The organism is Leisingera aquaemixtae (assembly GCF_001458395.1).
Taxonomy (GTDB): domain Bacteria; phylum Pseudomonadota; class Alphaproteobacteria; order Rhodobacterales; family Rhodobacteraceae; genus Leisingera; species Leisingera aquaemixtae.
The window spans coordinates 264,373-289,235 of the sequence record NZ_CYSR01000022.1 but is presented as its reverse complement, the minus strand read 5'-3'; the positions used below and the strand labels follow the sequence as shown (position 1 = coordinate 289,235).

General features: G+C 63.5%; 22 protein-coding genes and 1 tRNA gene. 13 read left to right on the top strand and 10 right to left on the bottom strand.

Translation table 11 applies throughout. The annotated features are described in order from the left end of the window. The first annotated feature begins 568 nt into the window (after positions 1-568). From PHA8399_RS12135 to PHA8399_RS12110, 6 genes are all read left to right on the top strand, one after another. A complete protein-coding gene (locus PHA8399_RS12135) occupies positions 569-1,165 on the top strand; it encodes a TetR/AcrR family transcriptional regulator (RefSeq protein ID WP_058286399.1) in 597 nt (198 codons plus the stop codon). A 133-nt stretch (positions 1,166-1,298) separates the two neighbouring features. Beyond that, positions 1,299-2,198 (top strand): NAD(P)-dependent oxidoreductase, encoded by a 900-nt coding sequence (locus PHA8399_RS12130; protein ID WP_058286398.1) that lies wholly within the window; start codon positions 1,299-1,301, stop codon positions 2,196-2,198. A gap of 50 nt (positions 2,199-2,248) precedes the next feature. Further along, positions 2,249-2,998, top strand: coding sequence for a maleate cis-trans isomerase family protein (locus tag PHA8399_RS12125; RefSeq protein WP_058286397.1), 750 nt, complete (start codon positions 2,249-2,251; stop codon positions 2,996-2,998). 113 nt (positions 2,999-3,111) lie between these two features. Beyond that, complete coding sequence (locus tag PHA8399_RS12120) at positions 3,112-7,053, top strand: amino acid adenylation domain-containing protein (RefSeq protein WP_082649533.1); 3,942 nt, start codon at positions 3,112-3,114, stop codon at positions 7,051-7,053. Positions 7,054-7,057: 4 nt separating this feature from the next. Further along, entirely contained in the window at positions 7,058-7,291 is a 234-nt protein-coding gene (locus tag PHA8399_RS12115; protein WP_058286396.1) for a tautomerase family protein, read from the top strand. A 32-nt stretch (positions 7,292-7,323) separates the two neighbouring features. Next, positions 7,324-8,562, top strand: a complete 1,239-nt coding sequence (locus tag PHA8399_RS12110; RefSeq protein ID WP_058286395.1) for an MFS transporter — start codon at positions 7,324-7,326, stop codon at positions 8,560-8,562. Between the two features lie 295 nt (positions 8,563-8,857). Here the strand turns inward: PHA8399_RS12110 and PHA8399_RS12105 are convergent, their stop codons facing one another. Genes PHA8399_RS12105 through PHA8399_RS12095 form a run of 3 tightly spaced genes read right to left on the bottom strand, consistent with a single transcriptional unit; the run spans position 8,858 to position 11,207 of the window. After that, positions 8,858-10,132, bottom strand: coding sequence for an APC family permease (locus tag PHA8399_RS12105; RefSeq protein ID WP_058286394.1), 1,275 nt, complete (start codon positions 10,130-10,132; stop codon positions 8,858-8,860). After that, on the bottom strand, positions 10,129-10,413 hold the full coding sequence (locus tag PHA8399_RS12100) for a cupin domain-containing protein (protein ID WP_244270209.1): 285 nt from the start codon (positions 10,411-10,413) through the stop codon (positions 10,129-10,131). Before PHA8399_RS12100 ends, PHA8399_RS12105 begins: the two co-directional genes overlap by 4 nt. Positions 10,414-10,460: 47 nt before the next feature. After that, positions 10,461-11,207 (bottom strand): YqcI/YcgG family protein, encoded by a 747-nt coding sequence (locus PHA8399_RS12095; RefSeq protein ID WP_141889523.1) that lies wholly within the window; start codon positions 11,205-11,207, stop codon positions 10,461-10,463. Between the two features lie 171 nt (positions 11,208-11,378). Here PHA8399_RS12095 and PHA8399_RS12090 point away from each other — a divergent pair, with 171 nt between their 5' ends. Continuing rightward, entirely contained in the window at positions 11,379-11,849 is a 471-nt protein-coding gene (locus PHA8399_RS12090) for an Lrp/AsnC family transcriptional regulator (RefSeq protein WP_058286392.1), read from the top strand. Positions 11,850-12,159: 310 nt separating this feature from the next. On the opposite strand, the gene PHA8399_RS12085 is transcribed toward PHA8399_RS12090, so the two are convergent. The 3 genes from PHA8399_RS12085 to PHA8399_RS12075 all read right to left on the bottom strand — a co-directional run bounded on the left by PHA8399_RS12085 (position 12,160) and on the right by PHA8399_RS12075 (position 13,935). Next, positions 12,160-12,236, bottom strand: a tRNA-Arg gene (locus PHA8399_RS12085). A 35-nt stretch (positions 12,237-12,271) separates the two neighbouring features. Then, positions 12,272-12,796, bottom strand: coding sequence for a GNAT family N-acetyltransferase (locus tag PHA8399_RS12080; protein ID WP_058286391.1), 525 nt, complete (start codon positions 12,794-12,796; stop codon positions 12,272-12,274). A 200-nt stretch (positions 12,797-12,996) separates the two neighbouring features. Next, positions 12,997-13,935, bottom strand: coding sequence for a PhzF family phenazine biosynthesis protein (locus tag PHA8399_RS12075; RefSeq protein ID WP_058286390.1), 939 nt, complete (start codon positions 13,933-13,935; stop codon positions 12,997-12,999). 83 nt (positions 13,936-14,018) lie between these two features. Here PHA8399_RS12075 and PHA8399_RS12070 point away from each other — a divergent pair, with 83 nt between their 5' ends. Beyond that, positions 14,019-14,957, top strand: a complete 939-nt coding sequence (locus PHA8399_RS12070) for a LysR family transcriptional regulator (protein ID WP_058286389.1) — start codon at positions 14,019-14,021, stop codon at positions 14,955-14,957. A 31-nt stretch (positions 14,958-14,988) separates the two neighbouring features. On the opposite strand, the gene PHA8399_RS12065 is transcribed toward PHA8399_RS12070, so the two are convergent. Together PHA8399_RS12065 and PHA8399_RS12060 are read right to left on the bottom strand one after the other, a co-directional pair. Continuing rightward, a complete protein-coding gene (locus PHA8399_RS12065; protein ID WP_058286388.1) occupies positions 14,989-15,630 on the bottom strand; it encodes an alpha/beta family hydrolase in 642 nt (213 codons plus the stop codon). A 102-nt stretch (positions 15,631-15,732) separates the two neighbouring features. After that, positions 15,733-16,044, bottom strand: a complete 312-nt coding sequence (locus tag PHA8399_RS12060) for an ETC complex I subunit (protein WP_058286387.1) — start codon at positions 16,042-16,044, stop codon at positions 15,733-15,735. A gap of 206 nt (positions 16,045-16,250) precedes the next feature. Between PHA8399_RS12060 and uvrB the strand changes: the two genes are divergently transcribed. Together uvrB and PHA8399_RS12050 are read left to right on the top strand one after the other, a co-directional pair. Next, a complete protein-coding gene (gene uvrB / locus PHA8399_RS12055; protein WP_058286386.1) occupies positions 16,251-18,449 on the top strand; it encodes an excinuclease ABC subunit UvrB in 2,199 nt (732 codons plus the stop codon). A gap of 986 nt (positions 18,450-19,435) precedes the next feature. Further along, complete coding sequence (locus tag PHA8399_RS12050; RefSeq protein WP_082649532.1) at positions 19,436-20,068, top strand: nicotinate-nucleotide adenylyltransferase; 633 nt, start codon at positions 19,436-19,438, stop codon at positions 20,066-20,068. Here the strand turns inward: PHA8399_RS12050 and PHA8399_RS12045 are convergent. After that, on the bottom strand, positions 20,048-20,875 hold the full coding sequence (locus tag PHA8399_RS12045) for a DMT family transporter (protein WP_058286385.1): 828 nt from the start codon (positions 20,873-20,875) through the stop codon (positions 20,048-20,050). The two genes, PHA8399_RS12050 and PHA8399_RS12045, sit on opposite strands and share 21 nt — an antisense overlap. Positions 20,876-20,986: 111 nt before the next feature. Here PHA8399_RS12045 and dacB point away from each other — a divergent pair, with 111 nt between their 5' ends. Both dacB and PHA8399_RS12035 read left to right on the top strand, forming a co-directional pair. After that, complete coding sequence (dacB, locus tag PHA8399_RS12040) at positions 20,987-22,471, top strand: D-alanyl-D-alanine carboxypeptidase/D-alanyl-D-alanine endopeptidase (RefSeq protein WP_082649535.1); 1,485 nt, start codon at positions 20,987-20,989, stop codon at positions 22,469-22,471. Positions 22,472-22,595: 124 nt separating this feature from the next. After that, positions 22,596-23,318, top strand: a complete 723-nt coding sequence (locus PHA8399_RS12035) for a GNAT family N-acetyltransferase (protein WP_058286383.1) — start codon at positions 22,596-22,598, stop codon at positions 23,316-23,318. A 15-nt stretch (positions 23,319-23,333) separates the two neighbouring features. Here the strand turns inward: PHA8399_RS12035 and PHA8399_RS12030 are convergent, their stop codons facing one another. Continuing rightward, complete coding sequence (locus tag PHA8399_RS12030; RefSeq protein ID WP_058286423.1) at positions 23,334-24,224, bottom strand: LysR family transcriptional regulator; 891 nt, start codon at positions 24,222-24,224, stop codon at positions 23,334-23,336. A 101-nt stretch (positions 24,225-24,325) separates the two neighbouring features. Between PHA8399_RS12030 and PHA8399_RS12025 the strand changes: the two genes are divergently transcribed. After that, the gene (locus PHA8399_RS12025; RefSeq protein ID WP_058286382.1) at positions 24,326-24,823 is read left to right on the top strand and encodes a lactoylglutathione lyase family protein; all 498 of its coding nucleotides are present in this window, start codon (positions 24,326-24,328) and stop codon (positions 24,821-24,823) included. Positions 24,824-24,863 lie beyond the last annotated feature (40 nt).

The following is a 24,863-nucleotide window of genomic DNA, read 5'->3' as shown; positions in this document are numbered from 1 at the left end:
CGTCATTAAGTTCCGGCAAGGCCCTGCGTCCGTTCCGGCAGACTAGGGCTGACCGCTGCATCCTGGAAAGCGAATGTTGAGAATAATTTAAAAAAACCGAAACGGTGACTTTCGCCGGTCACCGCTTTCCCCTTGCCTGCAAAGCGGCTGCGCCTTCCCGGCCCGGCGCCTGCTGCGGCTTCTGTTGAAAAAGTGAAATTCCGCCCGGCGCAGCAGACGGACATGAGGTGATCCCCAAAACCACTCTTGAAGCTTGTTAGAGTTTTCCGCGGAGACCGAAAACGGCAGATGCACGCGAAAGGCAAAGCATGACAATTGAAGCCTTGAGGATTCTGACCGGTGCAACACGCCGGTCAGGCCCGCTTCAGCACGGCGGATGCGTGGGCAGTTCCGGTTCAGGGCGAACAGAGCGTTAAGGCCCAAATTTCCATGAGTGATACCCGCAGGAGCTTGCATCCCTCTATGGTTTGGCGGTTGCCTTGCCGTTTATTCCGCCTCACACAATCACTTACACAACATAGTTGCATGGGTCAGTTTTCTGGCATAGTTCTGAAACATTCGGTACAGAATGGTTGAGCGCATCATGAGGCCAAGAGAATTTGATGAAGGTGCGGTGGTTGACGCTGTCATGCGCACATTCTGGCGCAATGGCTATGCCGCAACCTCGATGAATGATCTGGTGGAAGCAACCGGCCTGTCCCGCAGCACCATATACAATTCCTTTGGCGGCAAAAAAACGCTTTTTGCGCTTGCTCTTAAAGAATACCGGCGGGTGACCACCGGGACTGTCGCGAAGATCTCCCGCTCCGCTGATGTGCGCGGCAGCCTCCGGGCGCTGCTGATCTCCATCGTTGACGATGAGTTGAGCGACCACGAAGGCTTTGGCTGCTTTGCCGCCAACAGCAGCCTGGAGATTTCCGGCCGGGATCCGGAGCTCAGCGCGCTGGTCGCACAACATTTCCAGCGGCTGGAGAGTGGATTGCTGCGCCTCCTGAGGCACGGCCAAAAGACCGGCGAAATTTCGCCTGATCAGGACTGCCAAATACTGTCCAGGTATTTTGTTGCAGTAATTCAAGGCATTAGGGTCGTCAGCAAAGGGCTTCCGGCAGCCTCCCGCCAGCCCTATCTGCACAGTATCGTCGAAGCCTCCATCGCCACGGTGTAACAGTAATGCGAAGTTCTCCTTTTGGTTGTTGACGGTTATGGAATGAATATTCCATAACCGCCTCCAGATACCGGCCGCCCAAGCGGGTCCCCCCCCTCCGCGGCCGCTTGGACCCAGAGAACAGAGGCTCAACATGACAACTGACGCAATTTCGCCGCCGCCCCGCCCCGCCCTGCGCGTGGCCGTTCTGGGAGCCGGGCTGATGGGGGCGCCGATGGCCCGCAACATCGCTGCGGCTGGCTGCCAGGTCAGGGTATGGAACCGGTCCCCTGGCAAAGCGCTTTCTTTGGCGGCGCCGAATATCACTCCGGCTGCGGATCCGGCCGGGGCAGCCCTGCACGCCGATGTCATTGTGACCATGCTGAAAGACGCCAGCGCGATCGCAGAAGTCATGTCGGCGCTGCCCGACGCAGACAGCGTGCCCGCGGCATCTGTCTGCTGGCTGCAGATGAGCACAGTCGGGCCGGCCGACATCCCCGGACTGGAGACGCTGGCGGCCCGCAAGGGGCTCACCTTGATCGACGCGCCCGTGCTTGGCACCCGCCAACCCGCAGAGGCGGGCCAGCTTCTGGTGCTGGCGGCCGGTCCGGACAGCACCAAGGAAGTCGTCCAGCCGGTGCTGGATGCGGTCGGCAAAGCCACTCGCTGGCTGGACACCGCCCCCGGAACGGCGACCCGGCTGAAACTGGCGTTGAACAGCTGGGTCTTCGCTCTGACCCACGGAGCGGCAGAGAGCCTGGCGCTGGCCCGCGGCCTGGGGCTGGACCCGGAACTGGTGGCGGACACTCTGCGCGGCGGGCCGCTGGATACGCCCTTCTTTCAGATCAAAGCCCAGGCCATGGCATCGGGAAATTTCACTCCCGCTTTCACCATCGACAATGCGGTCAAGGACAGTGCCCTGATCGTCGGCGCCGCGCAGGAGGCCGGGGTCAGGGCGGACTTGGCCGAGGCGGGCCTGACCCGGTACCGGCGGGTGCAGGCCCAAGGCCATGGCGGCGCAGATATGGCCGCCACCTATCTCGCCTCGCAGTAGTTCCGCGCCTCAAACTTTGACAAAAACCTTTCGATTTACGGGGAAAATTCATGAGTAACTTTCTGGGAAAACGGCTGCGCGTCGGTGTTGCCGTTCCATCGACCAACACGTCCGCTCAGCCGGAGATGGAGGCCATGCGCCCCTTTGGCGTCACCAACCACATCGGCAGGATGATCATCGACGATGACTCCCTGACCCATGAGGCGGGCTTCAACCGGGTCATTGAAAACATCCGCAGCTCCACACCGGACGCCATCCGCAGCCTGCGCCATTGCGGCGTTGGGGCGATCATTGCCGCGGTGTCGCCGGATGGCTATTGGGAAGGCCACTCTGCGCATGAGGCTCTGCATGGCCGCCTTGCGGAAGCAGCAGGGGGGGCAAAGATCATTATGAGCGCTGATGCCATCCTGGCTGCGCTGAAGGCACTTGGCGGCATCCGGCGAATTGGCCTTATTTCGCCCTATCTGGAACTGGGCGATGAACCGGTTTCGCGGTTCTTCACCGACAGCGGGATAGAGGTTGCAGCCACGCATGGTCTTGGCGGGCGGACGCCGTCAAACATCTCCGACGTTACCCTGGAAAACCTGCGTGATGCGGTGCTGGACGTTGACGGACCGAATGTGGACGCCATTGTCCAAGTGGGCACCAATGTTCCCATGGCTGATTTTGCCGCCGCCGCTGAAACTTGGATCGGCAAACCGGTGCTATCGAACAATGCGGTTCTTTACTGGCACGCCTTGCGCAGCTGCGGAGTGACCGACCCGATCCCCGGCCGCGGCCTTCTCTACGAAAACCACTGATCCCCCCGCAGCGGGCATGCCCGCTGCACAGCGACATGCTCACCGCCTGCGTTTTCGGCGGTGAGCGGCAGCCAGTTTTGTAACGGCCATTCCATTACCTGACAGGACATATTATGAGCACCCCTGACTCGCTCCTCTCCAAACCCGTTGCCGCCCGCCCGCAGCAGACAGATATCACCCGCGCGTTGCTGCGCACCGCGTCGGAACGCACCTCGCTGGTTGATATGCTGATGCTGCAGGTGCGCTGCCGCAGCGAAGAAATTGCGGTCTGCGACGATACCAGCGCGCTGCGCTACAGCGATCTGGCCGAATACGCCGCCCGCCTGGCCGCCCGCCTGAAACGCGCAGGTGTCGGCGCCGGAAGCAGGGTAGGTCTTTTTGCGGACTCCTCCGCCGACATGATGGCCGGGCTCTGGGGAATTCTGTTCTCGGGCGGCGCCTACTTGCCGCTGGGCACTGATTACCCGGTGGACCGGCTCACCTATATGATCCGCGACGCTGGCGTTGATGTGATCGTCACCCAGGACAAGCTGCGCGGCCGCCTGGCCGAGATGATCCTGCCAGGGATCACCGTGATCACTCTGGATGCCCTGGATGCGGTCCCCAGCGGAGAAGACAGCGACTGCCTCTGCGGCCCCGCGATGCTGGAAGACGATCTGGCCTATATGATCTACACCTCCGGCACCACCGGCGCCCCCAAGGGCGTCGGCATTTCCCACGCTGCAATTCTGAACCAGCTGACCTGGCTGCAGACCGAGCAGAAACTGCGGGTGGGTGAAGTCATCCTGCAAAAAACCCCGGTCAGCTTTGACGCCGCGCAATGGGAGCTGCTGGCAGTCTGCTGCGGCGTTCGGGTGGTGATGGGCCGCCCCGGCGTGTACCGTGACCCGGAAGCTCTGATCGAGCAGGTCAAACAGCACGGGGTCACCATGCTGCAAGGGGTGCCGACCTTGCTGCAGGCGCTGGTTGACCTGCCGGCATTCGAAAACTGCACCACCCTCACCAGCCTGTTCAGCGGCGGCGAGGCCTTGACCCGCAAACTAGCCACCCGGATTTTTGAAGCCCGCCCCGGTTGCCGGCTGGTAAACCTCTACGGCCCGACCGAGTGCACGATCAATGCCACCGCCCAGACTGTGGATCCGGCAGGGCTGGAAACCGGCCCGGAGATGATCCCGATCGGCCAGCCGGCCGCGAACACCAGCTGCTGGGTACTGGATGAAAACCTGCAGCCGGTTGCCGAAGGCGTTTCGGGCGAGCTGTATATTGGCGGCCGCCAGCTGGCCAATGGCTACCACAACCGTGACGAACTGACGGCCGAGCGCTTCATCACCTGGATCAGCCCGGCTGGCGGCATGCCGCTGCGGCTTTACAAAACCGGCGACCTGGTGCGCCGCAATCCGGATGGCGGCCTGCAGTTCCAGGGCCGCGCCGACAACCAGGTCAAATTCCGCGGCTACCGGATAGAACTGGATGAAATCCGCTTGGCCATCGAGAACCACGACTGGGTCAAGGCTGCGGGCGTGTTCATCAAGCCCCATGCCCGCACCGGCCAGCCGGTGCTTGCTGCAGGCATTGAACTGAACCCGCGCGAAGCACCGCTGATGGATCAGGGCAATGCCGGCGCCCACCACCACAGCAAGAAAAGCCGCCTGCAGGTGCGGGCCCAGCTGTCTGGCGCCGGTTTGCGCAGTACGTCGGAAACCGAAGGGCGCAAAACCTATGCGCTGGCAGGCAAAGAAGCGGATGCTGCTCAGCGGCAGCTGGCTTTTGCCCGCAAGACCTACCGGTTCTACGAAGGCGGCGAGGTCACGGCCGAGGATGTCCTTTCGGTGCTGACGCAACAGGAGCACCCCGCTTCCGGCGCCGGGGGGCTTGAGCAGCTCAGTGCGCAGGATCTGGGATATCTGCTTCGCTGGCTTGGCCAGTTCACCAGCGCGGAACGGCTGCTGCCGAAACACGCCTATGCCTCTCCCGGCGCGCTCAATGCAACGCAAGTCTATGTGGAGCTGGCCAATGTGGCAGGGTTTGAACCCGGCTACTACTACTATCACCCGGCCCGGCACGAACTGGTTCTGACCGCGCCGCGCCCGGCTTCGGCCGCTCCTGTGATGCAGCTGCATTTCGTGGGCAAGATCCCGGCCATCGAACCGGTCTACAAGAACAACATCCGTGAAGTGCTGGAGTTTGAGACCGGCCATATCCTGGGCCTGATGGATCATATCCTGCCGGCCCATGGCCTGGGTATCGGGGCCGGCACGGATGCTCCGGATGCGCTGCCCCATCTGCACTGCGGCCCGGGTCACGTCTATATCGCCGGCTATGCGGTCACTGCACATGCAGACCGGCAGACCGGATTGCCGGTGGATTTCTACGTCCAGGCCCATGGCAGCAAAGTCTCCGGGCTGGCGCCGGGACATTATGCCTACCGCGATGGCGGGCTGCAGCCGTTCTCGCGCCACATCATGGAACAGCGCCACGTGATCGCGATCAACCAGCGTGTCTATCAGCGCGCCAGCGGCATGATCTCGATGGTCAGCCGGGACGCAGAGCGCTGGCACGCCTATATCGACCTGGGCCGCAGCCTGCAGCGGGTGCAGCAGAACAGCTGCCGGATCGGCACCATGTCCTCTGGCTACAGTTCCAAGTCCGGCAACGACCTCGTCGCGGCCACCCGTCTCAAGGAGATCCTGAACGAGCACGGGCTTGCCTCCGGTGCCTGCTACAGCGCGGTCTTCGGCAAGGTCAGCGCCGAGCAGATGGCGCATGAAGGCATGCATGAGGACAGCGTGCACATGGAAGGCCCGGCTGAACTGATCCGCCGCGACCTGCAGTCGCTGCTGCCCGATTACATGGTGCCCAGCAAACTGGCGCTGGTGCCGTCGATGCCCTACAGCGCGTCGGGCAAGGTGGATGTGAATGCCCTCAAGGCGTTCCCCGAATTCGACGATGCCGCTGCCGAGCGTGAGATCATCAAACCCCGCAACGATACAGAATCCAGTCTGGCAGCGATCTGGTGCGCGCAAATCGGACTTGAGGATGTCTCGGTACAGGATGATTTCTTTGAAATCGGCGGCGACTCTCTGAAGGCCGTCAAACTGGTGCAGGGCATCAACCGCGCCTTTGATACCAGCCTGCCGGTGCAGGTGCTGTTCGAGGACACAACCATCGAAGCGCTGGCCCGCCGCCTGACGGACGGCGGCGCCGGCTCCGGCCTGTCGCGCGCAGTGCCGCTGAAGAAGGGCGCCGGCAGCCCGGTGTTCTGCTGGCCCGGGCTTGGCGGGTATCCGATGAACCTGCGCCACCTCGCGCGGGCGCTCGATACGCCCCGTCCCGTCATCGGCGTGCAGGCCTCCGGCGTGAACCCCGGCGAGCAGGTCTGCGGCTCGATCCAGGACATGGCAGCGCGCGATGCCGAGCTGATCCGGGAGGCGCAGCCGGAAGGCCCCTACACGCTTTGGGGATATTCCTTCGGCGCACGGGTGGCCTATGAGACCGCCTATCAGCTGGAGCAGGCAGGCTGCGAGGTGGCGGAGCTGACCCTGATCGCGCCAGGCTCACCGGAGCTGCCCGGCGGCGATCCGGTGCGCGCGGATGAGGCTTCGCTGTTCCGCGATGCGTCCTTCCTGACCATCCTCTATTCGGTGTTTTCCCAGACCATCGCACCGGAGCGGGTGGCCCCGGTGATTGAGACGGTCTCGGATCTGGACGGCTTCGTGGCCTATATCGCCGCCGAAAAGCCCGATCTCGACCCGGGCACGATCTTGCGCATCACCCGGCTGGTGGCACAGACCTATGCGCCCGAATACGGGCTGCAGATCGAACAGCGCCAGGTGGCCGCGCCGGTGCGCCTGTTCAAGGCGGCGGGCGACAACCTCTCCTTCCTGGAGGAAGCCACACGCACGCTCGCCGTGCCGGCACCGGTCCACGCGCTGGCGGCCGACCACTACGAACTGCTCAAACCCGGCGGTGTGTCCGAGCTGGCCGCCGCAATCCGCCGCCACGTTCCGGCATGGCAGCCGGCCCGGCCTGAAACCCGCAGCCTGCAAGAGGCCTGATCCCATGCCCCACGTCATTATCAAGCATTTTGCCGCCACCCTGACGGCGGAACAGCACGCAACCCTCGCCGAAGCCATCACCCAGTCGGTCACTCAGGCCTTTGGCTGCTCGCCGCACGCGGTATCCATCGCATTGCTTCCGGTGGCGCCCGATGACTGGCACAGCAGCGTCTTTGTTCCCGACATCCAAACCCATCCGCAAGAATTGATCAAATCACCGGATTATTCGGCGGCTTAACCCCCGCAAACCACCTCTTGAAAGGGCATTCCATGACCACACGCATAGCCAAAGCGTCACCAGCGTTACTGCTGTTCGCAATATTCCTGATCTCCCTGAACCTGCGCCCTGCAGTTGCTGCCATCGGCCCGCTGGTGTCGCAAATCCTGGGCGATACCGGTGTCAACTCCACTATCATCGGCTTCCTCACCATGATCCCGGTGTTTCTGATGGGCATTGGCGCCATCTACGTGCGCCAGCTGCGCGCGGCATTGGGGGAGCGCGGCGGCATCACGCTGGGCGCGCTGATCATCGCCCTGGCCTGCGCAGCCCGCCTGTGGCTGCCGACAGGTGCCGGCCTTCTTGTCACCGCCGCCGGGGCCGGGATCGGCATTGCCATTGTGCAATCGCTGATGCCGGGCTTCGCCAAGCGCAACTTCGGCGCGGGAACCGGCCGGGTGATCGGCCTCTACTCCACCGGGATCGTGGCCGGTGCCTCCATCGCAGCGGGCACGGCTGCAGGGCTTGCGTCTTCCCTGGACTGGGAAGGCACGCTGGCGGCCTGGAGCCTGCCTGCGGTCCTTGCAGTGCTGATCTGGGTCATCGCCGCACGCAACGCCGATAGCGAGCGCACCGCGCCTGCCCCCGCGGCGGGCACCACGCCGCCGCAGTTCTGGCGCAATGCGCGCTGCTGGTCGCTGATGCTGTTTTTCGGGGTCGGCACTGGCGCGTTCATGCTTGTCATGGCCTGGATCCCGCCGTTCTATCTGGAGCAGGGTCTTGATCAAGGGGCGGCGGGCCTGCTGTTGTCCGCATTGACGGTGATCGAAGCCGTCACCGCCCTGGGCGTGGCAGCCTTCATCCATCACTTCCCGGACCGCCGCGGCCCGCTGGTCTTCGCGCTGATCATGACAGCCTTGGGGTTTGGCGTGCTGTACACCGCTCCGATTGACATGTCGTTCCTGGCTATGGCGCTGCTGGGTGTTGGCATCGGCATCCTGTTCCCGCTGTCGATCATCGTGGCCATCGACCACGTTGATGATCCCACAACCGCAGGCAACTTCACCTCTTTCGTGCAGGGCGGCGGCTATATTCTGGCAAGCTTCGTGCCCTTGTTTGCTGGCGCCGTCCGGGATGCGATGTCGGACCTCAGCAACGTCTGGCTGGGGATGGCGGCAGGCTCGCTTCTGATGATCTTCCTTGCTGTTCGCTACTCTCCTGAAAGCTACAAACGCTTCTCCACCATGCTGCGCAGCGTTTCGCTGGACCGCGGACTGCGCGCGGCCAGCTGACACCCGTTCCTCCCCAAGCAGGCTCTGTCCTGCCGCGCTATCCCTGTTGAAAGGCGGGGATAGCATCCGTTTTGCCAATGCTGAGGCAAAACCGCGCCGCGCCACAAGGCCTGCTGATGGAAACACCAGGGGCAAGCTCTCCCCCCTTCTTATGAAGCTGGCCGCCGGCGGAGCAACAGGCGCAGCCGTCCGTTTAAGCACCCGAAACACGGGACAGAAAAAAGACCCGGCATTCCCAGCCGGGTCCAGTTCGTGACGCAGAACGCCACACCAGGAAGACTTTCAGGTGTTTTCGTCAGCTCGTGCTGTGCGGGCTGTTTCGAATGTTCGTCTTGTTCATCCTGTTCTGGACCGCCCAAAGAAGCCCTGCGGCAGCGGACAAAAGCACCGGGTACAACAGCGCTGCGTCCTGCTGTGCCAGCAGCACAGCGACAGACCCCACCGCGACTAACGCCACCAGTTTTTCAAACAGGCTTGACGTCAGTGTCATCAGGCTGGCAGCCGCGACCGCGAAGAGGATGATGAAATTCTGCCCGGCCAAAGACAGCATGTCCTCAATCGCCAGGATGTTGAAAAGATCCAGGCTGAGCACGGCCAGCAGAACCCCCACGACCAGAAACACTGCCTTCAGCGGGCGCCCGGTTTCGTCTGCGGAAAGATCCAGCGGGACGACGTTCTCCCTGGAAAGCGACAACAGCATCCGCGAAACGGCCCAGATCGCCCCCATCAGGTTTGCCACGATTATGACAACGGCCAGAACTGACATCAAAATGCCGCCCCAGACGCCAAGATGGTGCTGCATGATAGACGAAAACGCCGCCTCGTAATTGCTCTCGATCGGTGTGAAATGAACGATCACGGCCATGCTGAAGTAAAGCAACATAGCGGCCAGGAACGACAAGCCCATCGCCAGCGGAAAGTCTCTCTTGGGGTTTCTGAACTCCTCGGACGTCCCTGCGGAGACTTCCCAGCCCGTGAAGGCGAAGAAGATCATCATGAACGGGACGCTCAGCTGGGAAAATCCGATGGTTGGACCGGTCAAGGCGCGGGCTTCACGCATTTCAGGTGTAATACCGGACAGGCCAACCGCAACAATCAGCAGGAGCGAGAACAGGATTGCCGAGGCAACCATGGCCGAAATCCTCGACGCCGCCTCGGGAGAAGCAAGTTGCGTTCCGGTCGCGATCAGCAGCAAGGCGATTGCCAGAATTGCAGGATCCGCCGGAACCAGAACGGACAGATAATGGCCGCCGGTGAGTGCGATAGCGGGCAGGCCGAAAGAAACTGCGCCAAGGAAGATAAAAGAGCTGGCTATATATGCGTATCTGCCGAACGCCTTCTGCGCGAAGGAGGACACACCTCCCGCATCCGGAAATCTTGCCCCCATGATGATAAAGACAGACAGAAGCGGCAGAGCCACAAGAGCGCACAAGGCCCAAACCCAGATCGCGTTCTCTGCGGCTTGCTGATAGGCAAGCCCCGGCAAACTCAGAAGCCCTGCGCCGATGACGATATTGAGCATCAGGCCCGCCCCTTTCAGCGGGCCCAGCGTCTTTTTAAGATCCGTCATCTTGCGAAATCCACATTGGCAAAGGAAATCAGGTACTGCACGTCCCCGAAACTTGCTTTCGAACCGTGCCTGACTCCTTTCGGAAGCTCGATCACATCCCCCGATTTGCAAACGGCTTCGCCGCCTTCCCAGTAGAACAAGAGCTGCCCGTTCAGCACGACAATGGTCTCGTCGGTATCGTGCTGGTGCCAGGGATGCTCCTTGCCCGACTGGTCGTTCTGAACTTCGACGCAGCCCTGTTGCGGCATGCAGCGTTCAACAAGCCCTCTGAAGTCCGACAAATCAGCAGCGGCTGAGTGAACGACGACAGATTTTCCAGGTGATGAAATCATGCCACCTTCTCCTCTTCATTTTGGTTTTTCTTGGTAAAGCTGTGAAACGGGCACGTGGCCGCGCGGTTCTCGTCATCCAGAAAATACTGTGCGAACTCGCGGTTGTCGGGGTCACCGTACAAACCCAGATCCTGCGACGGATTGATCAGGTCGTATTGCAGAATGCGGGAACGGATTTTGGAGGTGGCTTTCTCGGCGGTCTCCCGTGTGTCGAGAATTCCGTTGAACACCCACCGCGGTTGGAACGTCAGCATGAAGCTCGAAAAGCGCCGTGACTGCCGGTTGACATGCGCGGGCGTGTTGCAGACCACAAAGATCTGTTCGCCGCCGAAACACCATTCCCATCCCGCGCTGTCGATCTGCGCCGGAATGGTCTCGGGCCACTCTGTGTCATCGGTCTGGTGGATACCGTCCAGGGTTGACCAGAAGCGCGCGCGGTAATGCTCAAGGCTCTGGATCGGGCCCGGACGCGACAGCACGAGCAGGGAGGTGTTTTTCCCGAACGATTTGGCGTCTTTCAGATAGCACTTCAGCGCTGCAGACACTTCGCCAGGGTCCATGTTTTCAGAAAAGGCAAACCGCAGCTGATCTGCTTCGAACCCGGCGACGCCAAAGGTGCAGGGGAAGAGCCGGGAGCGAGACCTGAAATTGGTCGCCAGCTCGTTAAAAATCTTTTTCTGCCAGGTCGTTGCATCGAATGCGCTGTCAATTTCAACCCGACTGTAGATAATCTTGGTGGTCATAGACTGTCTCTCATATCTTTGCTTGGGCCTCGCGCAGGGCGGATAATCTCTGGTAGTTCGAGGCTTGCCTGTGATATGAACGCCCAGACTGTTCCCAGATAGATGCATATTGGGAAAAGACGTTTCAGTTTGGGCTTAGGCACAGTCAATTGCGCAGAAACTGTATGACCTATGGATGGATTTCAGAGAAAAGTTATTCGCCTTCTGAGCGAAAACAGCCGGGCCTCAGTCTCTGACATTGCCTCAGAGCTCGGCGCGTCGCGCAAGAAGGTCAAAGAGACGATCGACCGCCTGGTCGACAAGAAGATCATCAAACGGTTCACGATTGAGCTTGCGGCGGACGCGGAATTCACCTCGCAACCTTTCAGAGCAGTCTTCAATATCCGCCTGGTCGCGCCGAACTGCAGGCAGCTGTTTGCCGACTTGCAGAAGCACGACGAGATCCTGGGCGCGTGGAGCATCTCATCCTCAGATATCGACATGATGGTGCTTGTGGAGGCCAAGGATGTGGAAGCTGTTGAGAACGTGCGCAACAGCGTTGCGAGGCACCCGTTGGTTCAAACAATGTACACAAATTCGATCCTGACGACGTGGCGCGATCCGCGATCCAATCCGCGGCGCGACGTCGAGGCGGACGTCTGACGAACCCCTCATCGGCCGCTGTCGAGCAGACCGGCAGAAGGTTTTGCAGTTGCGGCTGACAATGGCGCTACGATTTCCGGCCATAGGGCGGCGCAATACCCAGCCATTTCAGGTAAGGCCGGCGCCTTGGCCCATCACGACCAACCGAACGGCCATCTCAAGAGCTGTCTTTGCGCTGTTTTGCCCTGCTTTGCGCCAGGCGGCAGGCGCGCTTAGCCTCGCCAGGCACGGTCTGCTTGCCACAGGGTGTGCAGGATAGCCCCCAAAGCGTGCAAGATTGTGCCTCATTGGCAGCAACAAACTATGAAGATGGCGATCCCTGAAGGACTCGAACCCTCAACCTGCTGATTAGAAGTCAGCTGCTCTATCCAGTTGAGCTAAGGGACCGCGTGGCGCCAGTTATGACAGGCTCGTGCCGGGGGTCAAGCCGCGGCGCGCAGGTCCAGGTGCATAAAGACCGACCAGGGATCTTCGCCATAGTCCGCAAACGGCCCGCATTGGACAAAGCCAAAGGATTCATACAGGCGGCGCGACGGCAGGTAGTCGTCCGTGGAGCCGGTTTCCAGATAGATTCCGGTGGCGTCTTCACGGCGGGCTAAGGCCAGCAGGAAATCCAGCATCGCCCGCCCTGCCCCGCTGCCGCGGGCCTCCGCCAGCGTGTGCATCGACTTCAGTTCCCGCGCGCCGCCGCCCAGGGATTTCAGCGCCCCCATGGCAACAGCCTGGCCGTCCCTGCGCGCCAGAAAAAACTGCACCCCGGGCTCTTCCAGCCCGCTGCCGTCAAGCGCATGGCAGCTGTCCTCCGGCGACTGCGCCGCCATTTGCGACAGATGCCGCCGGATCATCGCGGCGGCCTCCGGCTCTGCCGGGCTGGCCGGGCTGATTTGGATACCGGACACCGGAACGCTGGCGCCTTCCGGGCTAATTTGGTGCTGTGAGTCAGCCATTTCGCCTCAACATCTTGACCTGGATCATCGCAAGCAGACGGCGCAGCGCGCGCCAGCCTGACACGAACCCTATCCGCTGTTTACTATCGGGGAAAGAAATTTTCCCGGCGCTCAGCCGCTCAGAAACCGGACCGCCGCGCGGGGCCGCAACGGTCCGGAAAACCTGCGCATGAAACCCGGAAAGGCATCCGCCGCGGGCCTCAGGCCCGCTCTTGCAGGCTGATCTCCAGTTCCTGCATCACCGCGCCGGACCCGCCCGCCATCAGGCCGGTGATCCGCCCCGCGTCCAGCCCCAGCTCAACGGTGATTTCACTGGGGGACGCCGGCACCATGAAGTGGCCCTGCTCGATCATCAGCCTGGGCTTGCGAACGCCAAGATGATCATAAAGCGCGCAGGCCAGCGGCCCGGCGGCCATGCCGGTGGCCGACTCCTCAGCAATGCCATAGCGCGGCGCGAACATGCGCGTTGTGGCATCGGCAGCGGTTGCCGCGGGATCCGTTGTGAACACGTAAAACCCGATCAGATCCAGCGCCTCGCTGATCGCCTCGATCTGCGGCAGCCGGGGCTGGATGGCCGCCAGAACAGCGGCGTCCCTGACCGCCACCAGCACAAAACTGTTGCCGGTATTTGCAAGCACCGGGGCAAACCGCGGGTCCAGGCTGTCCTCGTCCAGACCAAGCGCGGCCAGCACATCCTCCGCCCGGACGCCGCGGTCTGCCCAATCGGCGGCCGCCTCATACCGCGGCGCCAGCTGCTCCATATAGGCCGCGTCATCGCGGATGATGATCTTGCGCGGGCCGTCGACGGTTTCCTTCGAGGTTTCCCCCTCCGCCACCCGGCCGAGTTCGGCCAGATAGCTGAAGGCTGCGATGGTCGCGTGGCCGCAATGGGCGATGCGCCGGGCCGGGGTAAAGAAATCCAGCTTGAAGCCTTCGCTGCGGGAGCGCGAGACAAAGGCGGTCTCCGACAGCCCGACCTTCTGCGCAATCTCAAGCATCTGCGCGCCGCTGAGGCCATCGGCGTCCAGAACAATCCCGGCCGGATTGCCGCCGGTTGCCTGCACGTGCCCGCCGGTGCCGCGGCGGGTGACAAAGCCATTGACGATACGGGCGGTGACGGATGCGGTATTGCGGGTCATGCTGCGAACTCCTTTTCATGAACTCTCATCAGCATGATCGAACTCTTGCGCCTGTTATACTGATATAACTATGATCAGTATTCATGAATGACCCTGACAGCCTTCTCCCCAGACTGCTGCAAAGCGCCCCCCTGCTGGAGGCCATTGCGGAAGAACAGAACTTCACCCGGGCCGCCCAGCGGCTGGGGGTGGAGCAATCCGCGGTGAGCCACCGGATCAAGGCGCTGGAGGCGGCCCTTGGGGTGCCGCTGTTCGACCGCACCACCCGCCGGATCACCCCGACGGAGGCCGGCCGCATCGTCTGCGGCGCGGCGCAGCAAAGCGGCGGGATCTGGCAGGCCGCGCTGTTGCGGCTGCAGGACCTCAAGACCAGCCGCAGCCTGCGGCTGTCGGTGCCGTCGTCGGTTGCCATGAAATGGATCGTGCCCGCCCTGCAGCGCGCGCAGGACAGCGGCCTGGATCTGCTGGTCGACGTGGATGACCGCCTGGCCGACCTGCACGCGGGCGAGGCCAAGGCCGCGATCCGCTATGGCATGGGCCCCTACCCCGGCCTGCATTCAGAGCCGCTGCTGCAGGCTATGCTGCTGCCGGTCTGCCGCCCGGGGTATCTGGGGCCGCAGGCCTTGCAAGACTATTGCCAGCAGCGTGGAGCGCGCCTGCTGGTCGACCGTTCCGGCGAAAGCGACGGCACCGGGTTCAGCTGGCAGGCCTATTTCACCGGCTGCGGCTGGGACTTCGGCTTTGAGCGGTCGATCAATCCCTTTGCCCGCGCCGACCTGGCCATTCAGGCCGCCATCAGCGGCATGGGCATTGCCCTGGGCCGCAGCCTGCTGGTGGAACATGACCTGGAGGCCGGGTTTCTGGAAGCCGCCGGTGCGCCGGTCAAATCCCGCGCCCGCTACTGGCTGGTCACCACACCGGCCAATGCCGCAACCGAGGGGTATCAGGCCTTGCGCGGCTGGCTGCAGGCCGAGATCTCTGAGATGCGCAAACAGCAGGCCGCCTTGTTCAAACTGCCGTAACGGCGCGCGCCCGCGGGCTGGTGCCAGGCGCTCAAACCGCCGCCTTGACCCAGCGGGCAATTTCCTCAGCCGCAGTCTCCAGGTGCTGGTCCTGCGTCAGCCCGGTCACCCTTTTGCGCGGCTTCAGGTCGTGGTCGCCGTCGCTCAGCCAGAAAAACGAGACCGCATCGGACAGGTCATAAGACGCGGCCTCCGCCTGGGTGCCGAACGGGTCGCGGGTGCCCTGGCAGATCAGCGCCGGGGTTTTCAGCCCTGCCAGATGCGCGGTCCTCAGCTGTTCGGGTTTGTTCGGCGGGTGGAACGGGTAGCCAAGGCAGACCAGACCGCGGATCCGGTTCTGCGCCCAAAGATCATCTGCAATCAGGCTGGCAACCCGGCCGCCCATGGATTTGCCGCCGATGAACAGCGGACCGCCGCAGGCGATCGCTTCGATGGCAGTGCGGAATTCCTCCTGCAGCAGCTCGATCTTCGGCGGCGGCCGCTTCGGCCCGCCGCTGCGCCGGCCCGCCATATAGGCAAACTCAAACCGGACAACCCGCAGCCCGCGGGCGGCAAGCCCCTCTGCCATCGCGGTCATGAAGGGCGTGTCCATCGCCGCCCCGGCCCCGTGGGCGAGCAGCAGCGTCGTGCCGCCCGGCGCATCGCCGTTCAGCAGAAACTTGGGTTCAGACATCGCGCGCGTCCCCGCTGCCCCGAAGAAACAAGACCCACAGTCCCGGGCACCGGCCCAGCGCGTTTCCGCAGCCCGGCAGCCGCTTCAACTGCGGCGCTGGCCTCAGTGGGTCCAGGGGCCGCGGCGGTTGGTGGCGAAATTGTCGCCGTAGCCGCCCGGGCGGATGTTGGGCTTGCGCTGCTTGGGCTCGACGACCAGCGCCTCGATGCCATGGTCCTTGGCATATTCCAGCGCCGCTTCCTTGCTGTCAAAGCGCAGTTTGACCTGGCTCTGGGTGTCGCTGGAGGAGGTCCAGCCCATCAGCGGATCCACTTCGCGGGCGCTGGCGGGCGCGAATTCCAGGACCCATCTCCGCGTCTTCGCCATGCCCGAGGTCATGGCATTGCGTGCTGGCCGGTAAATCCGCGCTTGCATGGGCTGTCTCCTGGTGTCTCAACCTGTGAATCTCGAAGTTGCGCATTTATGCGCCGGATATGCGGCTGCAGCAAGGGCGCAAATGCAGCGTATTTCGACGGTTTTGCCCTGCCGCCACAGGCGTTTGGCCGCACCAGGCCCTGATGCCCCCTTGAACAAGAACAAAAACAGACCAAAATCAGCGCGGTCCCAAACGGAGTCGCCCGATGCCCTATGCCCATTCCGACAAGTCCATGCCGATGATGACCCAGCGGGCGCCGCAGCAGCGGCCCAAGCTGGAGGGCGGCAAGCGGTTTGTCATGAACACCACCTTCGATCCGGCAGGCGACCAGCCGGCCGCGATCAAGGAACTGTCGCAGGGCGTCCTGGAGGGCGAGCGCAACCAGGTGCTCCTCGGCGCCACCGGCACCGGCAAGACCTTCACCATGGCCAAGGTGATCGAGGAGACCCAGCGCCCGGCAATCATCCTTGCCCCCAACAAGACGCTGGCGGCGCAATTGTACGGCGAATTCAAGGGCTTCTTCCCGGAGAACTCGGTCGAATACTTCGTCTCCTTCTACGACTATTACCAGCCGGAGGCCTATGTGCCGCGCTCCGACACCTATATCGAGAAGGAAAGCCAGATCAACGAGCAGATCGACCGGATGCGCCACTCCGCCACCCGTGCCCTGCTCGAACGCGATGACGTCATCATCATTGCATCCGTCTCCTGCATATACGGCATCGGCTCGGTCGAAACCTACTCCGCCATGACCCAGGACCTGAAAGCGGGCGAAATGTACGACCAGCGGCAGATCATGGCGGATCTGGTCGCCCAGCAGTACAAGCGCAACGACCAGGCCTTCCAGCGCGGCTCCTTCCGGGTCCGCGGCGACACGCTGGAAATCTTCCCCGCCCACCTGGAGGACCGTGCCTGGAAACTCTCCTTCTTTGGCGAGGAGCTGGAGCAGATCACCGAATTCGACCCGCTGACCGGTGAAAGGACCGGCAGCTTCGACCAGATCCGCATCTATGCGAATTCCCACTACGTGACGCCGAAGCCGACGCTGAATCAGGCCATCATCTCGATCAAGCAGGAGCTGAAGATGCGCCTCGACCAGCTGGTCGGCGAGGGCAAGCTGCTGGAAGCGCAGCGGCTGGAACAGCGCTGCAATTTCGACCTGGAGATGCTGGAGGCGACCGGCCATTGCAACGGGATCGAGAACTACTCCCGCTACCTGACGGGCCGCGCCCCCGGCGAGCCGCCCCCGACCCTGTTCGAATTCATCCCCGACAACGCCATCGTGTTCGCCGACGAATCCCACGTCTCCGTCCCCCAGATCGGCGGCATGTACAAGGGCGACCACCGGCGCAAGTTCACCCTCGCCGAACACGGCTTCCGCCTGCCCTCCTGCATGGACAACCGCCCGCTGAAGTTCGAGGAATGGGACGCCATGCGCCCGCAGTCGGTCTTCGTCTCCGCCACCCCGGCGGCGTGGGAGCTGGAACAGGCGGGCGGCGTCTTCACCGAACAGGTGATCCGCCCCACCGGCCTGCTGGACCCGCAGGTCGAAATCCGCCCGGTCTCGATGCAGGTGGACGACCTGCTGGATGAGGTGCGCAAGGTCACCGCCGACGGCTTCCGCACCCTTGTGACCACGCTGACCAAACGCATGGCCGAGGACCTCACCGAATACCTGCACGAACAGGGCATCAAGGTCCGCTACATGCACTCCGACATCGACACGCTGGAGCGGATCGAGATCCTGCGCGACCTGCGCCTTGGCGCCTTCGACGTGCTCATCGGCATCAACCTTCTGCGCGAGGGGCTGGATATTCCCGAATGCGGCCTCGTCGCCATTCTGGACGCCGACAAGGAGGGTTTCCTGCGCTCCGAGACCTCGCTGATCCAGACCATCGGCCGCGCCGCCCGCAACGCCGACGGCCGCGTCATCATGTATGCCGACAAGATCACCGGCTCGATGGAGCGCGCCCTGGGCGAGACCAACCGCCGCCGCGAAAAGCAGATCGCCTACAACCTCGAACACGGCATCACGCCGGAAACGGTGAAGAAAAACGTCGAGGACGTTCTGGCCGGCCTCTACGAGGGCGATGTGGACATGAACCGCGTCACCGCCCAAATCGGCAAGCCGATGCACGGCGCCAACCTGGAGGCGCATCTGAACGGGTTGCGCGACGAGATGCGCAAGGCGGCGGAGAACCTGGAATTCGAAGAGGCCGCACGCCTGCGCGACGAGATCAAACGGCTGGAGGCGGTCGACCTCGCCATCTCCAACGACCCGCTGGCAAGGCAATCGGCGGTGGAGGCCGCGTCCGAGGCCGCCGTCAAGTCGCGGGGGCGGTCAACGGCGGGCAAAGCCGGGACGCGGGCGTACCGGGGGAAATCGCAGAAGAAGTTTTCGTAGGGTGGTGAAGCGCAACAAAGGGCTGCGCCCGGCCTCGGGAGGAAGCGAATGCGCCCTCCCGTGGGGGAGGTCGGGCGCAGCCCGTGCCACAGGCACGGGCAAGCAATTATATTAAAATGAAAGGACCAGTAATGTCTTCTACAAATGGCGATCATTTGAAAGAGTATTACGCCGCATTCGATGATGACAATATTCGGGAAATAGCTCGAGTCAAACTCGCTACAAATTCTGAGTCAAACCGTGGCACTGTGCTAATTCAAGCGTCACTGCTCGAGAAACGGCTAAAAGATCTAGCGGAGGCAAGCCTCAACGACACAAAGGAAACTCGCGAGCTGTTCGCGGATCGCGGATCGCGGCCCTCTTGACTCATTTTATGCAGCCACTCTTATCGCACGCTCGCTTGGACTAGTCACCAATGACGAGTGTACAGATCTCAAGCTTATAAGGAAAATTCGAAACTCCTTTGCACATGCAGTTGAGTGCTCATTTGAAGATGACTCAATTCGCGATAGAGTTGGACGACTGTCTCAAGGTGTCGAGAATATTGACTTGTCGACATGCAGCGGCGCTGACAGATTTCGAATGGTCTCTTCAGCACTAACCATGCGAATTTACGACCGCTGGAAGCAACTCAAGGAGCAGAAAACATCTAAGTGAAACTGCCCCCTAGCACCCGACCCCGAGGGTGAGCGTTCGCAACCGCCGTCACGCCGAAGGCGTGCCACCCATTGGCTGCGCACCTTTGGTGCGACGGGGGCGGGTCGGGCGCGACGCACGGCTTTGCCGTGCATTAAGCTCCACAAAACCATCGCAACTCCATTACCCGCCTGTTAATAAACAAGTTTTCTCAACAAACCCCTTTTCACCTACCCCCCCAAAGGTGCATCCGCGCCACCTGCGCACTAGGAAATCCGGCTCCGCTGGCCGGTTTCATACAATCCACCGGCCCGCCGCACACATCCGGCAATTGAACTCCCCGCCAAATTATGCGCATCAAGCGCCTCATGGTTTGCAAGCTGCCGCATATCCGCCCGGGCCAAAGCGTCGGGCTGCTGGGAGGGTCCTTTGACCCGCCGCACCGGGGCCACGCGGCGATTTCCCATGCCGCGCTCAAGCGCTTCGGGCTGGACCACCTGTTCTGGCTGGTGTCCCCGGGCAACCCGCTGAAGGCGCGCCAGCCTGCCCCGCTGGAGAGGCGGATCAGCGCCAGCCGCGCGCTGATCCAGCATCCGCGCATCCATGTCAGCGGCATCGAGGCGGCGCTTGGCACCCGCTATACCGCCCAGACCCTGCGCCACCTGCGCCGCCGCCATCCCGGCGTGCGCTTCGTCTGGCTGATGGGGGCCGACAACCTCACCCATTTCCACCGCTGGAAGGACTGGCAGCAGATCCTGGACACGGTGCCCGTGGGGGTGCTGGCGCGGCCCGGCGACCGGATCTCGGCCCGGTTTTCGCCCGCGGCCCGGATCTACCGCCACGCCATGCTGAAGGGGAGCGAAAGCCAGCTGCTGGCGCGGGCGGACAGCCCGGCCTGGTGTTTCGTCAACCTGCCGATGGTGGATGTCAGCTCGACCGCGCTGCGCGCCCGCGGCGAATGGTCAGCGGCGCAGCAGGGCTGAGGCCAGACCGGCGCTCAGCACCACCGCCAGCCCGGCCCAGGTCCAGGCATCCGGCAGCTGGCGGAACACCGCCCAGCCCAGCCCGACGGCCGCCACCAGCTGGAAATAGACCATCGGCGCCAGCTTGACCGCCTGCACCCGCCCGTAGGCAAACAGCAGCAGCAGGTTGCCCAGCATCGAAAACGCGGCACTCCCCACCGTCAGCGCCGCAGTCGGGGCCGAGAACTCCGGCAGGCTGGCAAGGCCCAAGGGCAGCATCAGCAGCGCCGACAGCAGCAATTGCGTCAGGCTCAGCTCCAGCGGCGAGCCCACCCCCGCCAGCCAGCGCGAACTGGTCAGGAACCCGCCGTAGAAACAGCCCGCCAGAACCGCCCACAAGAGGTTGAGCGAGCCGCCAAAGCCCGGCCGCACCACCATCAGAACGCCCAGAAATCCCAGCGCCATCAACAGGCTGCGCGGCACCGTCGCCTGCTCCCGCAGCAGCAGCACCGACAGCACATAGCTGACCACGGGGCCGATGAAAAAGGCGGCAAAGACATTGGCCAGCGGCTCTGTCATCAGCGCCATCTGAATCGAAAAGATGCCGCCGGTCAGCAGCCCGGCCCGCAGCCACAGCCGCCAGTCGCCCAGCAGCGTGAACGCCCGGCGCGGCACAAAGGGCAGGATCAGCGCAGCACCGATCGAAAACCGCGACCAGGCCACAAAGGCCGGCGTCGCCAGCCCGCTGCCGGTCAGCAGCTTCCCGCACAGATCGCCCGCCGGGATCATTGACATGGCCGCAAACATGAGGATGACTGCTTGAAACATGGCTGCCAGCGGTAGCAGGACTTTTGATGGGGCAAAACCCCGGACCTTGCGGCGCAGCGGCTGGGTTCGGGTATTGAGGAAGAGCGGGTCCGCACCTTAAATATGAGCACGATGACTTCACGCCGGACGTTCCTTCTTTCCGGGCTTGCCGCACTGGCGGGCTCCTCTGCCCTGGCCAATGCGCCTGCCGTGTCGCTGCGCCCTGTTGCGCGCAAGGTCAGCTCTCTGGCGGCCGGGGCCGACGGGCTGCAGGCGCTGCTGTCGCGGGCCAAACTGCCGGGCCATGCGGTCTGTGCGGTTGCGGATGTGAAAACCGGCAAGCTGCTGGAGGCGTCCGGCAGCGGCGAGGCCCTGCCGCCAGCCAGCGTCGCCAAGGCGCTGACGGCGCTTTATGCGCTGGATGTGCTGGGGGCGGGCCACCGGTTCGACACCCGCCTTCTGGCCACCGGCGGCGTCGCCGGCGGCGTGGTGGGCGGCGATCTGATCCTGGCAGGCGGCGGCGATCCGATGCTGAACACAGACCATCTGGCGCTGCTGGCCAAGGCGCTGAAAACCGCCGGCGTGCGCGAGGTGCGGGGCAGGTTCCTGGTCTGGGACGGCGCGCTGCCGCAGGTGCCCGCCATCGACCCGGAGCAGCCCGATCACGTGGGCTATTCGCCTGCGGTCTCCGGCATTGCGCTGAACTTCAACCGGGTCCATTTCGAGTGGAAACGCGCCGCCAGCGGCTGGGCTGTCACCATGGACGCCCGCACCGAGAAGTACCGCCCCGAGGTTGCCACCTCGCAAATGGCGATCGCCTCCCGCGCGGTGCCGGTCTACACCTATGCCGGAAAATCCGGCATCGACCACTGGACCGTGGCCAGCAAGGCCCTGGGCAAGGGCGGCTCGCGCTGGCTGCCGGTGCGCAATCCGGGCGCCTACGCGGGCGACGTGTTCCGCACCCTGGCGCGGGCCAACGGCATCGCCCTGCCCCAGGCGAAACCCGCCAGATCGCTGCCCCAGGCGCAGCTGCTGGCGCAGCATCACAGCCCGCCGATGGACGTGATGCTGAAGGCGATGCTGAAATTCTCCAACAACCTGATGGCCGAGATGATCGGCATGGCCGCCAGCGCCGCGCGCAGCGGGCGGCCGGCGTCGCTCAAGGCCTCCGCCGCGGAGATGAACCGCTGGGCGGGGGAAAAATACGGCATGTCCGGCACCCGGCTGGTGGATCACTCCGGCCTGGGTGAAGAGTCCAGGATGACCCCGGCAGACCTCACGGGCGCGCTGGTGGCGGCCTACAAGGCCGGCCATTTGAAACCGCTTCTGAAATCATTCCAGTTGCGCGATGCCAACGGCCGCCCGCTCAAAAACCACCCGATCAAGGTCGCCGCCAAGACCGGCACGCTGAACTTTGTCTCGGGCCTCGGCGGCTTCATGACCGCGGCCGACGGCACCGAACTGGCCTTCACCATCTTCACCGCGGATCTGAAAAAGCGCGCCCGCATCCCCCGCGCCGAGCGCGAACGCCCCCAGGGCGCCCGCGGCTGGAACCGGCGCGCCAAGCAGCTGCAGCAGCAGCTGATCGAGCGCTGGAGCGCCGTTTACGGCAGCTGACAGCCGCGACTGGTCTGGGAAAATTACCCGTTACTGGACGTTCCGCCCAGACCAGCAGCATGGCAGATCCAGGCAAGGCGGCGGTGCGCGGACACCGCGGCAGAGCTTTGCAAAGGACGCCCTGATGACGGATTTCTTCAACGACCACGGCCAGCCCATCGGCGCGCCGCTGCCGCACTGGACCGGTGCCCGCGCGCCCGGGCACACCGGTATGGCAGGGCGCTATTGCCGGGTGGAACCGCTGGAGGCGGACCGCCACAGCGCCGATCTGTTCGAGGCGTTCCGGCAGGACCGCAGCGATGCGGTCTGGACCTATATGCCCTATGGCCCCTTTGCCGGCCCCGAGGCGCTGCTCACTTGGGTCGAGGCCAACAGCGGCGCGGATACGCAGCCCTGCTTTGCCATCGTGAACGGCGCCAGCGGCAAGGCAGAGGGCGTCGCCAGCTATATGCGCCTTCAGCCGGAACACGGCGTCATCGAGGTGGGCGGCATCACCTTTGCCCCGGCGCTGCAGCAAACGCGCGCCGCGACCGAGGCGATGTATCTGATGATGGCGCGGGTGTTCAACGACCTGGGCTACCGCCGCTATGAATGGAAATGCGACGCGCTGAACGCCCCCTCCCGCCGCGCGGCGGAGCGGCTTGGCTTCACCTATGAGGGGCTGTTCCGCCAGGCCATCGTCTATAAGGGCCGCAACCGCGACACCGCCTGGTATTCGGTTCTGGACAGCGAGTGGCCGCAGCTGGAGGCGGCTTTCAAAGCCTGGCTCGATCCCGCAAATTTCGATGCAGACGGCCGGCAGAAGCAGTCTCTGGCCCGGCTCAGGGCGGCGCAGGCCGGGACCTGAGCGGCAAGGGCGCCGCTACCCCAGCGCCGCCGCCACCTCCTGCGCCAGCCGCTGCATCCGCTTCAGCCGCGCGCTCAGCGGGCGGCCCTTGCGGCAGGTAAGCCACAGCCCGTGACGGCGCGGCCTCTGGAGCGGGATCACCGCCAGCAGGTCCCGCTGCGCATAGGCCTCAACCCCGCTGCGCGGCAGCAGCGTATAGCCGACGCCGCGCGCGACCGGGTCCAGGATCTGGCCGATCTGGTTGACATAGGTCCGCACACGCAGCCGGTCAGCGCCCTGATAGGCCTCCGGAAAGTTCAGCGGCAGCAGCTCATCCGCATGGGCAAAGCCATCGGGATGGGCGACAAAGCCGCGCGCCTCCAAAGCCTCGAACGTGATCTCCGCACCCGCATCCCGGACAGGCAGCACAAGGCAAAGCTCCTCCTCCCCCAGATGCTCCGCCTCCAGCCGGGGGTGGCCCGGGTCGTGGTCCAGAATGCCCAGATCGAACGCCCCCTCCAGAAGACCGCGCTTTATCGCCGCTTGCGGCGCCGCTTCCAGATGCGCGGTGAGGTCCGGCGCGGTCTCCAGCAGCGCCAGGATGCGGGGGTACAGCAGCGTTGCAAAGCTGCCGGAACAGGCGATCCGCACCTCTCCGGCATCGGGGCTGTCGGTGGCGATCGCCTCTCTCAGACGGCGCTCCTCATCGCGGCGCGCCTGCCCCAGCGCCCGCACCGCCTCCCCCGCCGGAGTCAGCGAAAAGCTTTTGCCGTCTTGTGCAATCAGGCTCTGGCCCAGCTGCGCCTCCAGCTTGCGCAGATGCTGCGAGACACCCGGCTGGGTCATGTTCAGCCGCTGCGCCGCGCGGGTGAAATGGCCGGTCTCAGCCAGCGTCGTGAAGGTTTCGAGCCAGGTGGCGTTCAGCACAGACCATTCCGCCATATTATCATTTCCATATGAAATGATAATTTCACAGGAGAGGGGCGCGTGTCTACCTTTCTGTCATCCCAAGCATGAGGAGACCAAAGATGACCACCACGCCCAGAACCTTCTCGCACATCGGCCTGTCGGTGCCGGACCTTGACGCGGCCGTGAAGTTTTACGCGGACGTCATGGGGTTTTACGTGCTGATGCAGCCCAGCGAAGTGACCGAGGACGACAGCGCCATCGGGCAGATGTGCACCGATGTGTTCGGCCCCGGCTGGACCCGCCTGCGCATCGCGCATCTGTCCACCGCGGACGGCATCGGCATCGAACTGTTCGAATTTGACGGCAACGAAGCGCCGCAGGACAACTTCCAGTACCGCAAGCACGGCACCTTTCATTTTGCCGTGCAGGACCCGGACGTCGAAGGGCTGCTGGAAAAGATCGTCGCAGCCGGCGGCAAGCAGCGGATGCCGGTGCGGGAATATTTCCCCGGCGAAAAGCCCTACCGCATGGTCTACGTCGAAGACCCGTTCGGGATCATCTTCGAGCTTTACAGCCACAGCTATGAGCTGACCTATTCAGCCGGCGCCTACAGCTGACGCCACGCATTGCCCGGGACCCTGCCCCGGGCAACGCCGC

Coding starts and splice junctions, on each gene's coding strand:
- PHA8399_RS12045 (WP_058286385.1), bottom strand. CDS start 20,875: ATGTTTCAAGCAGTCATCCTCATGTTTGCGGCCATGTCAATGATCCCG.
- PHA8399_RS12065 (WP_058286388.1), bottom strand. CDS start 15,630: ATGTCTGAACCCAAGTTTCTGCTGAACGGCGATGCGCCGGGCGGCACG.
- PHA8399_RS12135 (WP_058286399.1), top strand. CDS start 569: ATGGTTGAGCGCATCATGAGGCCAAGAGAATTTGATGAAGGTGCGGTG.
- PHA8399_RS12025 (WP_058286382.1), top strand. CDS start 24,326: ATGACCACCACGCCCAGAACCTTCTCGCACATCGGCCTGTCGGTGCCG.
- PHA8399_RS12035 (WP_058286383.1), top strand. CDS start 22,596: ATGACGGATTTCTTCAACGACCACGGCCAGCCCATCGGCGCGCCGCTG.
- PHA8399_RS12060 (WP_058286387.1), bottom strand. CDS start 16,044: ATGCAAGCGCGGATTTACCGGCCAGCACGCAATGCCATGACCTCGGGC.
- PHA8399_RS12115 (WP_058286396.1), top strand. CDS start 7,058: ATGCCCCACGTCATTATCAAGCATTTTGCCGCCACCCTGACGGCGGAA.
- PHA8399_RS12095 (WP_141889523.1), bottom strand. CDS start 11,207: ATGACCACCAAGATTATCTACAGTCGGGTTGAAATTGACAGCGCATTC.
- PHA8399_RS12050 (WP_082649532.1), top strand. CDS start 19,436: ATGCGCATCAAGCGCCTCATGGTTTGCAAGCTGCCGCATATCCGCCCG.
- PHA8399_RS12105 (WP_058286394.1), bottom strand. CDS start 10,132: ATGACGGATCTTAAAAAGACGCTGGGCCCGCTGAAAGGGGCGGGCCTG.
- PHA8399_RS12110 (WP_058286395.1), top strand. CDS start 7,324: ATGACCACACGCATAGCCAAAGCGTCACCAGCGTTACTGCTGTTCGCA.
- uvrB (WP_058286386.1), top strand. CDS start 16,251: ATGCCCTATGCCCATTCCGACAAGTCCATGCCGATGATGACCCAGCGG.
- PHA8399_RS12075 (WP_058286390.1), bottom strand. CDS start 13,935: ATGACCCGCAATACCGCATCCGTCACCGCCCGTATCGTCAATGGCTTT.
- PHA8399_RS12070 (WP_058286389.1), top strand. CDS start 14,019: ATGAATGACCCTGACAGCCTTCTCCCCAGACTGCTGCAAAGCGCCCCC.
- dacB (WP_082649535.1), top strand. CDS start 20,987: ATGACTTCACGCCGGACGTTCCTTCTTTCCGGGCTTGCCGCACTGGCG.
- PHA8399_RS12120 (WP_082649533.1), top strand. CDS start 3,112: ATGAGCACCCCTGACTCGCTCCTCTCCAAACCCGTTGCCGCCCGCCCG.
- PHA8399_RS12130 (WP_058286398.1), top strand. CDS start 1,299: ATGACAACTGACGCAATTTCGCCGCCGCCCCGCCCCGCCCTGCGCGTG.
- PHA8399_RS12125 (WP_058286397.1), top strand. CDS start 2,249: ATGAGTAACTTTCTGGGAAAACGGCTGCGCGTCGGTGTTGCCGTTCCA.
- PHA8399_RS12090 (WP_058286392.1), top strand. CDS start 11,379: ATGGATGGATTTCAGAGAAAAGTTATTCGCCTTCTGAGCGAAAACAGC.
- PHA8399_RS12080 (WP_058286391.1), bottom strand. CDS start 12,796: ATGGCTGACTCACAGCACCAAATTAGCCCGGAAGGCGCCAGCGTTCCG.